This is a genomic window from Neorhizobium sp. CSC1952, from assembly GCF_030378245.1.
Taxonomy (GTDB): Bacteria; Pseudomonadota; Alphaproteobacteria; order Rhizobiales; family Rhizobiaceae; genus Neorhizobium; species Neorhizobium oryzae_A.
Genome location: NZ_CP128416.1, coordinates 2,235,280 through 2,248,601, shown reverse-complemented (window position 1 = coordinate 2,248,601; position 13,322 = coordinate 2,235,280). Strand labels below are relative to the sequence as shown.

General features: G+C 63.1%; 14 protein-coding genes. 7 read left to right on the top strand and 7 right to left on the bottom strand.

Annotation, left to right across the window (positions count from 1 at the left end; all coding sequences use genetic code 11):
• The first annotated feature begins 183 nt into the window (after nucleotides 1-183).
• Together QTA58_RS11040 and QTA58_RS11035 are read left to right on the top strand one after the other, a co-directional pair.
• Complete coding sequence (locus QTA58_RS11040; protein WP_289672795.1) at nucleotides 184-930, top strand: Bax inhibitor-1/YccA family protein; 747 nt, start codon at nucleotides 184-186, stop codon at nucleotides 928-930.
• 126 nt (nucleotides 931-1,056) lie between these two features.
• On the top strand, nucleotides 1,057-1,614 hold the full coding sequence (locus tag QTA58_RS11035; RefSeq protein ID WP_289672794.1) for a GNAT family N-acetyltransferase: 558 nt from the start codon (nucleotides 1,057-1,059) through the stop codon (nucleotides 1,612-1,614).
• Between the two features lie 59 nt (nucleotides 1,615-1,673).
• Here QTA58_RS11035 and QTA58_RS11030 read toward each other — a convergent pair whose 3' ends face one another.
• The 4 genes from QTA58_RS11030 to acnA form a co-directional block, all read right to left on the bottom strand.
• Nucleotides 1,674-2,063, bottom strand: coding sequence for a DUF2794 domain-containing protein (locus tag QTA58_RS11030; protein WP_085419707.1), 390 nt, complete (start codon nucleotides 2,061-2,063; stop codon nucleotides 1,674-1,676).
• A gap of 296 nt (nucleotides 2,064-2,359) precedes the next feature.
• Nucleotides 2,360-3,109, bottom strand: a complete 750-nt coding sequence (locus QTA58_RS11025) for a thioredoxin family protein (protein ID WP_085419708.1) — start codon at nucleotides 3,107-3,109, stop codon at nucleotides 2,360-2,362.
• A 212-nt stretch (nucleotides 3,110-3,321) separates the two neighbouring features.
• Nucleotides 3,322-4,047, bottom strand: coding sequence for a sulfite exporter TauE/SafE family protein (locus tag QTA58_RS11020; RefSeq protein ID WP_289672793.1), 726 nt, complete (start codon nucleotides 4,045-4,047; stop codon nucleotides 3,322-3,324).
• Between the two features lie 202 nt (nucleotides 4,048-4,249).
• Complete coding sequence (gene acnA / locus QTA58_RS11015; protein WP_289672792.1) at nucleotides 4,250-6,943, bottom strand: aconitate hydratase AcnA; 2,694 nt, start codon at nucleotides 6,941-6,943, stop codon at nucleotides 4,250-4,252.
• A gap of 272 nt (nucleotides 6,944-7,215) precedes the next feature.
• Here acnA and ccmA point away from each other — a divergent pair, with 272 nt between their 5' ends.
• The 5 genes from ccmA to QTA58_RS10990 all read left to right on the top strand — a co-directional run bounded on the left by ccmA (nucleotide 7,216) and on the right by QTA58_RS10990 (nucleotide 10,347).
• Nucleotides 7,216-7,860, top strand: a complete 645-nt coding sequence (ccmA, locus tag QTA58_RS11010) for a heme ABC exporter ATP-binding protein CcmA (protein ID WP_289673125.1) — start codon at nucleotides 7,216-7,218, stop codon at nucleotides 7,858-7,860.
• 250 nt (nucleotides 7,861-8,110) lie between these two features.
• Nucleotides 8,111-8,770: a heme exporter protein CcmB gene (gene ccmB / locus QTA58_RS11005; protein ID WP_289672791.1), complete on the top strand. Its 660-nt coding sequence runs from the start codon at nucleotides 8,111-8,113 to the stop codon at nucleotides 8,768-8,770.
• Between the two features lie 44 nt (nucleotides 8,771-8,814).
• On the top strand, nucleotides 8,815-9,576 hold the full coding sequence (locus QTA58_RS11000) for a heme ABC transporter permease (protein ID WP_289672790.1): 762 nt from the start codon (nucleotides 8,815-8,817) through the stop codon (nucleotides 9,574-9,576).
• A gap of 1 nt (nucleotide 9,577) precedes the next feature.
• Nucleotides 9,578-9,748, top strand: a complete 171-nt coding sequence (gene ccmD / locus QTA58_RS10995) for a heme exporter protein CcmD (RefSeq protein WP_289672789.1) — start codon at nucleotides 9,578-9,580, stop codon at nucleotides 9,746-9,748.
• Complete coding sequence (locus QTA58_RS10990) at nucleotides 9,745-10,347, top strand: DsbE family thiol:disulfide interchange protein (RefSeq protein WP_289672788.1); 603 nt, start codon at nucleotides 9,745-9,747, stop codon at nucleotides 10,345-10,347. The genes ccmD and QTA58_RS10990 overlap by 4 nt, the downstream gene beginning before the upstream one ends.
• A gap of 8 nt (nucleotides 10,348-10,355) precedes the next feature.
• On the opposite strand, the gene QTA58_RS10985 is transcribed toward QTA58_RS10990, so the two are convergent.
• The 3 genes from QTA58_RS10985 to ftsY are packed head-to-tail and all read right to left on the bottom strand — an operon-like array spanning nucleotide 10,356 to nucleotide 13,316.
• On the bottom strand, nucleotides 10,356-10,946 hold the full coding sequence (locus QTA58_RS10985; protein ID WP_289672787.1) for a DUF2585 domain-containing protein: 591 nt from the start codon (nucleotides 10,944-10,946) through the stop codon (nucleotides 10,356-10,358).
• Nucleotides 10,943-11,593 carry a septation protein A gene (locus tag QTA58_RS10980; RefSeq protein WP_289672786.1) on the bottom strand — a complete coding sequence of 217 codons (651 nt, stop codon included), beginning with the start codon at nucleotides 11,591-11,593 and terminating at the stop codon, nucleotides 10,943-10,945. Before QTA58_RS10980 ends, QTA58_RS10985 begins: the two co-directional genes overlap by 4 nt.
• Nucleotides 11,594-11,648: 55 nt before the next feature.
• A complete protein-coding gene (ftsY, locus tag QTA58_RS10975) occupies nucleotides 11,649-13,316 on the bottom strand; it encodes a signal recognition particle-docking protein FtsY (protein WP_289672785.1) in 1,668 nt (555 codons plus the stop codon).
• Nucleotides 13,317-13,322: the final 6 nt, after the last annotated feature.

Sequence of the window (13,322 nt, the reverse complement as noted above, 5' to 3'; positions counted from 1 at the left end):
ATGAACGTCCCATAGGTTGCTAAATCGCGCCTGCGGCTTGCGTTTTTCGCTGGCGACACCCTTGTATGTGAAGCAATCTCGCATCATATTTGACGGCAGGCTTGCTGAAGCTCCGCAGCGGCGCCTGGGTCTGACAAAGGGGGCCCGACACCGTGACTAACTTCGGAGCTTAAAGAGGAAACAATGGCTGACTTCAACAACTACCAGAATCGGATGGCGCAGACTCGCGCGCAATCCGGTGCGATGATCGACGAAGGCCTCCGTACCTATATGCTGAAGGTTTACAACCTGATGGCACTCGGGCTTGCGATCACCGGCGTTGCGGCCTTCCTGACATGGCAGATGGCGGTTGCCGACGGCCAGCTTACGGCTTTCGGCCAGATGCTGTATGCCAGCCCGCTCAAGTGGGTGGTCATGCTGGCTCCGCTGGCGATGGTCTTCTTCCTGAGCTTCCGCATCAACTCGATGAGCGTCGCCGCCGCGCAGACGACCTTCTGGATCTATGCAGCCCTGATGGGCCTGTCGCTGTCCTCGATCTTCCTGGTCTTCACCGGCCAGAGCATCGTGCAGACCTTCTTCGTCACGGCCGCCTCCTTCGGCGCGCTGTCGCTCTATGGCTACACGACCAAGAAGGACCTGTCCGCGATGGGTTCGTTCCTGATCATGGGCCTCTTCGGCCTGATCATCGCGTCCATCGTCAACATCTTCCTGGCTTCGTCTGCCCTCGGCTTCGCCATCTCCGTGATCGGCGTGCTGATCTTCGCAGGCCTCACCGCCTACGACACGCAGAAGATCAAGGAAATGTACTTCGATGGCGACGACGTGGCCGTCATGGGCCGCAAGGCGATCATGGGCGCTCTGACGCTCTACCTCGACTTCATCAACCTCTTCATGTTCCTGCTGCAGTTCCTCGGCAATCGCAACGAATAACGGCACAGGACAATGAATACGAAGAAGGCGGCTTTCGGGCCGCCTTTTTTGTTGCCTGCCGCCGAAACGCGGCATAGGCTCGGCCGTTCTCACCAGCGACCTGCCCCAACCAACCGCCCTTTCCCGATGACCTTCCACCTCCGCGACGCCAGCCCAGCCGATCTTCCCGCCATTACTGAAATCTACCGCGACAGCGTGCTGAACGGCACCGCGAGCTACGAGATCACCCCGCCGGACCAGGCGGAGATGACGAGCCGGTTCGAGGGGATCAGGAGCAAGGGCTATCCCTATATCGCCGCCGAGGGCGAAGGCGGCGCGTTCCTCGGCTATGCCTATGCCTCTGCATTCCGCACCCGTCCCGCCTATCGCTGGCTGGTCGAGGATTCGATCTACCTCGCACCGGAAGCGCGCGGCCGAGGCGTCGGAAAGGCGCTTTTGAAGGAATTGCTCGTCCGCTGCGAAGCGCTCGGCTTCCGGCAGATGATCGCGGTCATCGGCGGCGCGAGCGCCGCTTCCGTCTCGCTTCATCGAAGCCTCGGCTTCGAGATGACCGGCACGCTGAAAGGCACCGGCTTCAAGCACGGAAAATGGCTGGACACGGTCCTGATGCAGATCAGCCTCGGCGAGGGCACCGCCACGAGCCCCGATCCGAACACCTATCCCGGCTCGCTGTTTGCCGAATAAAGCGAGCTGCCCGAAAGGCGGTCGGGATACGGGTGCGATCAATCCAAAGGTGAGGTCGATCAGTCGATCAGTTTCAACACCTTGTCGAAGACCTTGAGCACCTGCGGCAGCTCATGGCCGCGCTTGAGGATCGTGCCGTGCGTGTTGAGCACGCTATAGGCCCCCTGCTTGTTGGCGAGCTTCGGATTCTTCTCGATCCGGAAGAGCGGCATTTCGCCCGACCGCTTGAAGACGGAAAACACCGCCCGGTCCTTGAGGTGGTCGATCGCGTAATCCTTCCACTCCCCTTCGCCGACCATCCGGCCGTAGATTCTGAGAATCGCGTCGAGTTCGCGCCGGTGGAAGGTTACCGGAACGGGATCGCGGCTCTGCCGATATTCACTGAGGTTGACGACGACGGCTGTGTCCCGGGGTCTTTCGCCCCCCGGCAATTCCGGCTGATCGGTCATCAAGGCTCCCAACTCGTCAAATGTCAGAGGTGTGACAGTGTGCCCGAGAGTCGCGAAAAAGCAACCCCGGCGCCTCCCCTGTGGACGGGCCGCACGTTTTTATTCTTGCCCCATTTCGAACAAAACAGTGCCCGATTTCGAAGCGAGATTGCTTGCGTTGGTTGGCGCGGTTCTCGCGCCATATGGCCCGGTCTGGTACATTGACCCTTACCCCCAGCCCCCCAATGTTTCTGGATCGGGCCGCCGACACCTCACCTGAACCCGAAGAACGAGACGGCCCCGCGCAGGGGCTTGGATCAGTATTTCTTGCGCCCGGCCATCAGGATCGTGGCGCCGAGGATCGCGGCCGGCTCGCCGCCGGGACCGGAGGCCTGCAGCAGGATCGCGCAGCCATCCTTCTTGGATTTGCCCATCAGCTTGCCCGGCAGGGTCAGCTTCATGCTCTGGCCGTCCCACGTGCCGACGGACTGCACGTCATAGACGGCGTGCCAGTATTCCATGTTCTTGCCGCTGTTCTCGCCCTTGGTCACCTCCACCTGCTGGTGCTTGGTGAAATAGGCGACCACGACGTCCGCCTGCCCCTTGCCGGCGCCGATCTCGATCTCGATCTGGTCGCCGCGCATGGCCGCAGTTACCGGCACGATCAGTCCCTTGCCTGCCGCGCCGAGTTCCATGATCTTGCTGTTGATGACGGAAATATCCGTTCCCTTCACATGATCGCGGCCGTTGATGATCGCCTGCGGCGTGTAGACGCCGCTGCGGCCGAGCGTCTTGGCGTAGCCGTACTGCCGCTCGGTATTCTCCCTGGAGCTCAGGGTGTCGGTCCAGCCGAGATAGTTCCAGTAATCCACGTGATAGGAGAGCGCCACCACATCACCCTGCGCCGCCAGGTTCCCGAGTGTCGCATCGGCAGGCGGGCAGGACGAGCAGCCCTGGGAGGTGAAGAGTTCGACCACGCCCTTTGGCGCCCGTACCTCCCCCGCCAGCGCGACGCCCGCGTAAAGCAGGCCCGCAAGAAGGATTACGGAGCGGAAACGAAACGGCATAGGTGGCTGACCTCTTCATCAGGGTAACTGTTATCCACGATTGCCCGCGGCAATCAAGGGCGATCAACGGCTAACGCTCGGGCTGGCGGAAAGTAACCATCCCGCCGCCTCAAGAGAAAGTCACGAAGGGGTGAGGACCGGATAATTGATCACCTTCCTGACACATTCCCTTGGCCGCATCCCGCTCTCTGGCGGACTTCGTCAAATCAGCTTCAGCATGCCTGCGTGAAATAAACGGCGCCGACGCCGGTGACGATCCAGCGCGTCCAGGCACGGAAATTGGCGTCCGTCATCTTCTGCAGGATGTCGTTTCCGGCCCTTGCTCCGAGAATGGCGATCGGCGCGGCGATCAGGATGGAGGCCCAGTCGGCCGGCGGCAGCGCGGTCGCCGCGTTCCAGTAGAACACCACTTTGGTGGCGTGCGAGGCCACCTGCACCGCAGCCTTGGTGGCGATCACCTTGCGCCGGTCCATCATCGTGCGGATGAAGAAGATGTCGATCGTCGGGCCGGAAACGCCGACGCCCACCGTCAGCGCGCCCGCGATCAGCCCGCAGACGAGGGCATGGTGAGGCTTGGACGCGTCGAGTTGCAGCTTCGAGACCGGCAGCCAGACGAGGATCGGCATCAGGCCGATCGCGATCGACACCACGACAATGTCCGGCTGGTAGTCGACGATCAGCAGGACGATGCTCGAAATGACGAGGCCGAGGCCTAGGATGGCGAGAATCCTGTAGTCGATATAGGCCCGGGAAAACCAGGCGCGCGAGCCGTTCGACACCATCTGGATGACGCCATGGATGGCGATGGCTGTCCCGACCGGGTAGAGGAAGAGCAGGATCCAGAGCAGGATCAGCCCGCCTGCCATGCCGAAGATGCCCGAGAGCAGCGATGTCACGAAGACGGTGACGGCCATTCCGATGAGGATGACGACGGTCAAGGGCACGAGACCTTAGGTATTGGAAGCCGCCCCTCATCCGCCTGCCGGCACCTTCACCACATCGGGACAGGGAGAAGGGCACGGGCCGCAAACTCTTAAGTCCCCTCTCCCCGCATGCGGGGAGAGGGCCAGGGTGAGGGGCAGCCTAACTCACGTGGAAAATCAGTGACCCGCCGGCCTGGCCGGCGGGTGGCTGTTATCGTCAGGCGGCGAGATCGCGCAGAACGGTCTGCAGGATGCCGCCGTTGTTCATGTAGATGACCTCGTCGAGCGTATCGATGCGGCAGAGGATGTTGATTTCCTTCACCGTGCCGTCGCCATAGGTGATCTTGGCCTTCTTCCACTCGCGCGGCTTGATGTCGCCTTCGAGACCCTCGATGGTGACGGTCTCGTCGCCCTTGAGGTTAAGGCTCGCCCAGGTCGTGCCCTCTTCGAAGACGAACGGAACGACGCCCATGCCGACCAGGTTCGAGCGGTGGATGCGCTCGAAGGACTGGGCGATGACGGCCTTGACGCCGAGCAGGTTGGTGCCCTTCGCGGCCCAGTCGCGCGACGAGCCGTTGCCGTATTCGACGCCCGCGAAGATGACGAGCGGAACGCCCTCTTCCTTGTATTTCATCGCCGCGTCGTAGATCGACATCTCTTCCTTCGACGGATAGTGGATGGTGTAGCCACCTTCCTTGCCGTTCGGGCCGAGCATGTGGTTGCGGATGCGGATGTTGGCGAAGGTGCCGCGCATCATGACCTCATGGTTGCCGCGGCGCGTGCCGTACTGGTTGAAGTCGGCAACGCCGACCCCATGCTCGGTGAGATAGGCACCGGCGGGCGAAGCCGCCTTGATCGAACCGGCCGGCGAGATGTGGTCGGTGGTGATCTTGTCGCCGAAAAGGCCGAGGACGCGGGCGCCCTTGATGTCCTTGATCCCGGCGCCCTTCTTGCCCATGCCGACGAAGTAGGGCGGGTTCTGCACATAGGTCGACTGGTCGTCCCAGGCATAGGTCTGGCCGGCCGGAGCGTTGACCGCCTGCCAGTACTTGTCGCCCTTGAAGACGTCCGCATACTTGGTCTCGTAGAGTTCGCGGGTCACGTATTTCTGGATGAACTCCTGCACTTCGTGCGAGGTCGGCCAGATATCCTTGAGGTAGACCGGTTTGCCGTCCTTGTCCTCGCCGATCGGCTCCTTGGTCAGGTCCTTCTGCACCGTGCCGGCGAGCGCATAAGCGACGACGAGCGGCGGCGAAGCGAGGTAGTTGGCCTGGACGTCCGGCGAGATGCGGCCTTCGAAGTTGCGGTTGCCCGAGAGCACGCCGGAAACGATGAGGCCCTTGTCGTTGATCGTCTTGGAGATCGGCGCCGGCAGCGGACCGGAATTGCCGATGCAGGTGGTGCAGCCGAAACCGACGAGGTTGAAGCCGAGGGCGTCGAGGTCCTTCTGCAGGCCGGACTTGGCAAGGTATTCGCCGACGACCTGGGATCCCGGGGCGAGCGAGGTCTTGACCCACGGCTTGGACTTCAGGCCCTTGGCGACGGCGTTGCGGGCGAGAAGGCCGGCCGCGATCAGCACCGACGGGTTGGAGGTGTTGGTGCAGGACGTGATGGCGGCAATCGCCACGTCGCCATGGCCGAGGTCGAAGTCGGTGCCTTCGACCGCATAGCGATTGTTGAGCTGACCTGGCTTCTTGTATTCGCCTTCCAGCGACGTCGCGAAACCGGAAGCGATGTTTTCGAGCGCGATGCGGCCTTCCGGACGCTTCGGACCGGCCATCGAGGGAACGACGTCGCCAAGATCGAGTTCCAGCGTGTCGGTGAAGACGAGGTCGGAACCGTCGCCTTCGCGCCACATCCCTTGAGCCTTCGAATAGGCTTCGACCAGCGCGATGCGCTCATGTGTGCGGCCGGACATGGTGAGGTAGTTGATGGTTTCGCCGTCGACCGGGAAGAAGCCGCAGGTGGCGCCGTATTCCGGGCCCATGTTGCCGATCGTCGCGCGGTCGGCGAGCGGCATGTTGTCCATGCCCGGGCCGAAGAACTCGACGAACTTCGAAACGACGCCCTTCTTGCGCAGCATCTGCACGACGGTGAGCACCAGGTCGGTCGCGGTGACGCCTTCCTTCAGCTTGCCGGTCAGCTTGAAGCCGATGACTTCCGGCAGAAGCATGGAGACCGGCTGGCCGAGCATCGAGGCTTCCGCTTCGATGCCGCCGACGCCCCAGCCGAGAACGCCGAGGCCGTTGATCATCGTGGTGTGCGAGTCGGTGCCGACGCAGGTGTCCGGATAGGCGACGGTTTCGCCGTCTTCCTCGTTGGTCCAGACGGTCTGGCCGAGATATTCGAGGTTGACCTGGTGACAGATGCCGGTGCCGGGCGGAACGACGCGGAAGTTCTTGAACGCCTGTTGGCCCCATTTCAGGAAGCGGTAGCGTTCGCCGTTGCGCTGGTATTCAAGCTCGACGTTGCGGGCGAAGGCCTGCGGCGTGCCGAATTCGTCGACGATGACGGAGTGGTCGATGACGAGGTCGACGGGCACGAGCGGGTTGATCTTTTCCGGATCGCCGCCGAGCGCCTTGATACCGTCACGCATCGCGGCAAGGTCGACGACCGCCGGAACGCCGGTGAAGTCCTGCATCAGCACACGCGCCGGGCGATAGGCGATTTCGGCTTCGGTGAGGCCCTTGTTGTTCAGCCATTCGGCGACGGACAGAATCTGCTCCTTGGTGACGGACTGGCCGTCTTCGAAACGGAGCAGGTTCTCCAGAAGGACCTTCATGGAAAAGGGAAGCTTCGAAACGCCCGGAAGACCGTTCTGCTCTGCCTTGGGCAGGCTGTAATAGACGTAGTCCTTGCCGTCCACGGTCAGGACGGAACGACAATTGAAGCTGTCGAGAGATTTTGCCACGGAAAGTAACCCCGCTGATTCTGAGAGCCAACACGCGCGTGCGGACGCCTATGCACTTCATGCACATCAGGATGCGGGTGCGACCATTTCCGCTGTCCGCACGAGAAGATTTTTGATGTCTTCAGGTTCGGCGCAAGATGGAAATCACGCCGGCCGCTGGCGTGGTTGCAGTGCTTATAGATAATTTCTAAGAAGGGTTCCAGACACTTGAAGCCCCTTCTCGAACAATTTTTTGGGTCGGGGTCACGAAACCCTTGATGAAGGTCCCGAGCATGCGGCTGACGGCCGAAACCCTGAGCGCAAGGCGCGGCGAAGACCTGATTTTCAGGGACATCTCCTTCGATCTCGGAAAGGGCGAAGCACTTGTCCTGACCGGCCGCAACGGCTCCGGGAAATCGACGCTGCTGCGTGTCGTCGCCGGATTGCTGCGTCCGGAGACCGGCCGGGTGACGTGGCATTCCGACGCGGCCGAATCGGGCATGCGCGCCGCCGAAGCCTGCCACTATCTCGGCCACCGCAACGCGATGAAGGCGGAGCTTTCGGTCTCCGAAAACCTTTCCTTCTGGAAAGACTTTTTCGGCGATGTCCGGGGCGGCAAAGGGATTTCGGTTGGCGAGGCGGCGGAGGCCGTCGGCCTCGGCGGCATCACGCATCTGCCCTTCGGCTACCTCTCCGCCGGCCAGCAGCGCCGCATGGCGTTCGCCAAACTGCTCGTCTCCCGGCGTCCGGTCTGGATCCTCGACGAACCGACCGCGGCGCTCGACGTGAACGCGGAAGGCGTCCTCACGGCCCTCATCAAGGCGCATCTCGCTGGAGGCGGTATCGTGCTCGCCGCGACCCACCAGCCGCTTGGGCTGGAGAATGCGAAGGAATTGCGGATGACGGGATTTGCGGGTGTTGGGGAGGAGAGATGGTGAGCATCCTGCCCATCGATACCCCCCTCTGCCCTGCCGGGCATCTCCCCCTCAAGGGGGGAGATCGGATAGCAGCAAAGTCTCGCCTCCCGCATGAGTTCCGAATTGCCGAAATGGTTCCGGACATAATAGTCGCGTCGAGATGTATCGTTGATGATGTGGGAAATTGGCGCGTCTTTCCGATCTCCCCCCTTGAGGGGGAGATGCCCGGCAGGGCAGAGGGGGGTAGCGCCCGACAAGGGGGGCTGCATAAGTGATCGCCCTCCTCCTCCGCGACCTCAGACTTTCGGTGCGCGCCGGCGGCGGGGCGCTGATCGGCGTCCTGTTCTTCATGGCCGTCGTGGCGGTGATCCCCTTCGGCGTCGGGCCGGACCTCAATCTTCTGTCGCGCATCGGCCCGGCGATCGTCTGGATCGGGGCGCTGCTCTCGGCGCTCCTCGGCCTCGACCGGATGTTCCAGACGGACCGAGAGGACGGTTCGCTGGACCTTCTGCTGATGCAGGAGCACCCGCTGGTCCTCACCGTGCTCGTCAAATGCCTCGCGCACTGGCTCGGCAACGGCCTGCCGCTGGTCATCGCCTCGCCGCTCCTCGGCCTCTTCATGAACATGGACGAGGTGGCGATCGGCGCCACCATGCTGACGCTCCTGGTGGGCACGCCAGCCCTCACCTTCATCGGTGCGGTCGGCGCGGCGGTGGCGGTTGCGCTGCCGCGCGGCGGGCTGCTGGTCTCGATCCTCGTCCTGCCGCTCGCGATCCCCGTGCTGATCTTCGGCGTCAGCGCCTCCTACGCGGCGGTCGAGGATCCTGCCCCGTTTATGCCGCCTTTCTTGATTTTGGTGGCTATCACGATGTTTTTTACCGTACTCGGCCCGCTCGGCGCTGCGCTGGCGTTGAAGAATGCCGCTGATTGACTAGGATCAACATGACAGGCGCCACCGCACTTTAGAAAGATTCCATGCCCGAAAGCCTCGCCATCACCAAATTCAGCGACCTAGCCAATCCGACGCGATTCCTGGCGCTGGCGGCGCGCATCCTGCCCTTCATGGCGGCGATCACGGCGATCCTCTTCGCGATCGGCCTCTATCTGAGCTTCACGACCGAAGGCGACTACCAGCAGGGCCAGACGGTGCGCATCATGTATGTGCACGTGCCGGCCGCCTGGCTGTCGATGATGTGCTACACGGTCATGGCGATCTCGGCGATCGGCACGCTGGTCTGGCGCCATCCGCTGGCCGACGTCTCCCACAAGGCCGCAGCCCCGCTCGGCGCCGGTTTCACGCTGATCGCGCTCGCCACCGGCTCGCTCTGGGGCAAGCCCATGTGGGGCACCTGGTGGGTCTGGGACGCGCGGCTGACCTCCGTCTTCGTGCTCTTCCTCATGTATCTCGGGCTCATCGCGCTGAACCGCGCCATGGACGATCCGTCACGCGCCGCCCGCGTCTCCGCCGTGCTGATCCTCGTCGGCTTCGTCAACATCCCGATCATAAAATTCTCGGTCGACTGGTGGAACACGCTGCATCAGCCGGCGAGCGTGATGCGCATGGACGGCCCGACCATCGATCCGGAATTCCTCTGGCCGCTGCTGATCATGGCGATCGCCTTCACGCTGCTCTTCTTCACCCTGCACGTGATGGCGATGCGCAACGAGATCTGGCGCCGCCGCGTCACGGCGCAGCGCCGGATGGCCGCCCGCATGGCCGGCGGACAGGAGGCATGACATGACCCACACGTTCTACATCGCCATGTCCTATGCCGTGACCGCTCTCGTCACGCTCTGTCTCATCGGCTGGGTGTGGCTCGACGGCCGCGCCCGCCAGAGGGAACTGGCCGAACTGGAAGCCTCCGGCATCCGCCGCCGTTCATCGCAGACGGCCGGAGACAGCGCATGAGCGCGGAAGCCGAAAACCGGCCGGCCGAACGCAAGGGTTTCGCCCGCTACGCTCTGGCGCTGATCCCGCTCGTCGTCTTCATCGGCTTTGCCGGGGTTGCCGGCAAGATGCTCTACGACCAGGACGTCAACGGCCTCGATGTCTCCGCCATTCCCTCCGCGCTGATCGGCAGACAAGCCCCCTCGCTGGCGCTGCCGCCGCTCGAAGGCTCGAACACGACGGCGCTGACCGACGCGGCGATCACCGGCAAGCTGACGCTCGTCAACGTCTTCGCCTCCTGGTGCGTGCCCTGCCGGCAGGAGCACCCGTTCCTGAAGGCCCTGGCGGACGACAGCCGGCTGAACATCGTCGGGATCAACTACAAGGACCGCAACGACAACGCGCTGCGTTTCCTCGGCGAACTCGGCAATCCTTACAAGGCGATCGGCGTCGATCCCAACGGCAAGGCGGCGATCGACTGGGGCGTCTACGGCATTCCGGAAAGCTATCTGGTCGGCCCGGACGGCACGATCCTCTACAAGAAGGTCGGCCCCTTCGACGAGCGCAGCCTGACGCAGGAACTTCTGCCGGCGATCGAGAAGGCTGCCGCCGCAAGCTGATCAGTTGTTCAGGGCAGCGCCGACTGCCATTCCCGGACCGCATCCACCGGCCAGACGAGCATCAGCACGTTGAGGGTCAGGTTGTCGCGGATGATGTAGCCGGTCAGCAGCTCGAAGAAGATGGCGATCGCCACCGTCAGCCAGACGGGCAGGCGCGCGGCCGCGAAGAAGCCGAGCACCATGAAGACCGTATCCATCGCCGAATTGATGATGCTGTCGCCGGAATAGCCGAGCGCCATGGTCGCCGTGCGGTAGCGGTCGATGATCAAAGGCGAGTTTTCCAGCAACTCCCACGCCGCCTCGATGAACACCGCGAGCGAGAGCCGTGCGGTCATCGGCGCGCGGCGCAGGATCAGCCAGCCGAGGCCGTAGAACAGGAAGCCGTGGATGATGTGGGACGGCGTGTACCAGTCGGAGAGGTGCTGGGAATTGCCGCTGGTGTTCACCCCGCCTTCCCAGAGCTTCACATAGCCGCATTCGCAGATCGGGATGCGGCCCATGGCATAGAGGACGACGATCTGCAGAAGAAAAAGGACCAGCGCGGCGAGAAGCCAGCGCTTCGCGGACGAACCGGGATTGGAAAGGTCGGTAGCCGTCACTTTTCCGTTTCCGCAGCCGGATCGGGAATGGTGTGCCGCATGATGAGCGGCATCTGGGCGAGCGTGAAGGCGATGGTGATCGGCATCGTGCCCCAGACCTTGAAGTTGACCCAGACCGTATCGGAGAAATTGCGCCAGACCACTTCGTTCAGCACGGCGAGGAAAAAGAAGAAGATCCCCCAGCGCAGCGTCAGCTTCTTCCAGCCCGCCTCATCGAGCTGGAACGCCGCGTTGAAGACGTAGCCGAGCAGCGATTTGCCGAAAAGGAGACCGCCGAGCAGCGCCGCGCCGAACAGCGTGTTGACGATGGTGGGCTTCATCTTGATGAACGTCTCGTCCTGCAGCCAGATCGACAGCGACCCGAACACCAGCACCACGACGCCCGAAACGAAGGGCATGACCGGCAGGTGATGGAAGACGATCTTCGAGATGACCAGCGAGATGACGGTCGCGACCATGAAGAGCGCAGTGGCGACGAGCAGCGGACCGCCGATCGCCGAAAGCGCCGGAAGCTTCTCGACCAGCCATTCGCCGCGCAGGTTGCCGAAGAAGAAGACCAGGAGCGGCCCGATCTCCAGCGCCAGCTTCAGCATCGGATGCTGCTTTTCTTCCCTGGTCGGCGTGACGTCGCTTTCCATCGTCTGCATGGTTCCCAATTTCTCCGGCTTCATCCGAGCCAAGCCCAACAGCCATTCTGTGTCATCAATGCGTCAAACCGGCAATAGCGCTTGCAAAATCCTGCGCTTCGAAGGGTTCGAGGTCGTCGACGCCCTCGCCGACGCCGATGAAATAGACCGGCAGCTTGTGCTTGGCGGCGATGGCGACGAGGATGCCGCCGCGCGCCGTGCCGTCGAGCTTGGTCATGATGAGGCCGCTGACGCCCGCGACGTTGCGGAATATCTCGACCTGCTGCATGGCGTTCTGGCCGGTCGTGGCGTCGAGCGTCTGCAGCACGGTATGCGGCGCGTCGGGATCGAGCTTGCCGAGCACGCGGACGATCTTTTCCAGTTCCGCCATCAGCTCCGTGCGGTTCTGCAGCCGGCCGGCGGTGTCGATGATGAGCACATCCGATTCGTTGGCCCGCGCCTGCTCGTAGGCGTCGTAAGCCAAGCCCGCCGCATCGGCGCCGAGCCTGGTGCCGATGAATTCCGAGCCGGTGCGGTCCGCCCAGATCTTCAGCTGCTCGATCGCCGCCGCGCGAAAGGTGTCGCCGGCGGCGAGCATGACCTTGAGGCCGGCGCCGGAGAGCTTTGCCGCGAGCTTGCCGATCGTCGTCGTCTTGCCGGTGCCGTTGACGCCGACCACGAGGATGACATGCGGCTTGTGGGAAAGATCGAGCTGCAGGGGCTTCGCGACCGGCGCGAGCACCTTGGTGATCTCGCCGGCCATGATGCGCGAGACATCCTCACCCGTGACATCCTTGCCGTAGCGCTCGGAAGACAGCGCCCCGGTGATGCGCATGGCCGTCTCGACGCCGAGATCGGCCTGGATCAGCAGGTCTTCGAGTTCTTCGAGCGTATCCTCGTCCAGCTTGCGCTTGGTGAAGAGCGCGGTGATCTGGCCGGTGAGCTGCGACGACGTCCGCGCGAGGCCGGCGCGAAGACGCTGGAACCAGGAGAGTTTCGGGGCGGAAGCGGCGAAGGTGGGAGCGGGCTCCGGGCGGGAGGCGGAGAAGCCTTTGGGGAGGATGGGTTCTGCGCGGGTTGTTTCAATAGAACGGTCCAGCCCTTCGCTTTGGCTCAGGGCGTTCGTCGCTGCAATCGATTCACCGGATCGATTGCTCTGCTCCGCAGACCGCTCCTCACCCCCCTCTGTCCTGCCGGACATCTCCCCCACAAGGGGGGAGATCGAATCGTGGCTCGCTCCCTGCTCTAACGCAGATTCTAAACCCGTTGAGGCGTCACTATAGTCAGATGTAGGAGACGACGGCGCATCCGTGATCTCCCCCCTTGTGGGGGAGATGTCCGGCAGGACAGAGGGGGGTGTTTCCGCAAAAGCTACACCATCTTCAGCCTCGGCTTCCGCCTCCAGCAGAGACAACGGCACCACGCCGATAGCGGAGACGTTTTCAGCGTTAGGAAGGATCGGAGGTGTTTCTTCTTCCGAAGGTTCCGGCTCGATATTCTCATCCGCGGCATCGGCCGACCGGTCCTCGCCCTCAGCCGCCACATCCGCCGCAGGCCCGCCGGCGGTCTCGATCTCGGTCGGTGCCACCGGATCGACCGGCGAGACCGGCAGGTCTTCGTCACGGGATTTGGGTTCCAGCTCCGCTTCCACGGCCGCGACGTTTTCCGGCTTTTCAGCCTCCGGCGCCTGTTCCTCGGCGGGCTTGCCGAAGGTGAAGACTCGTTTGATGAAGCCCAATGCCATGAGAAA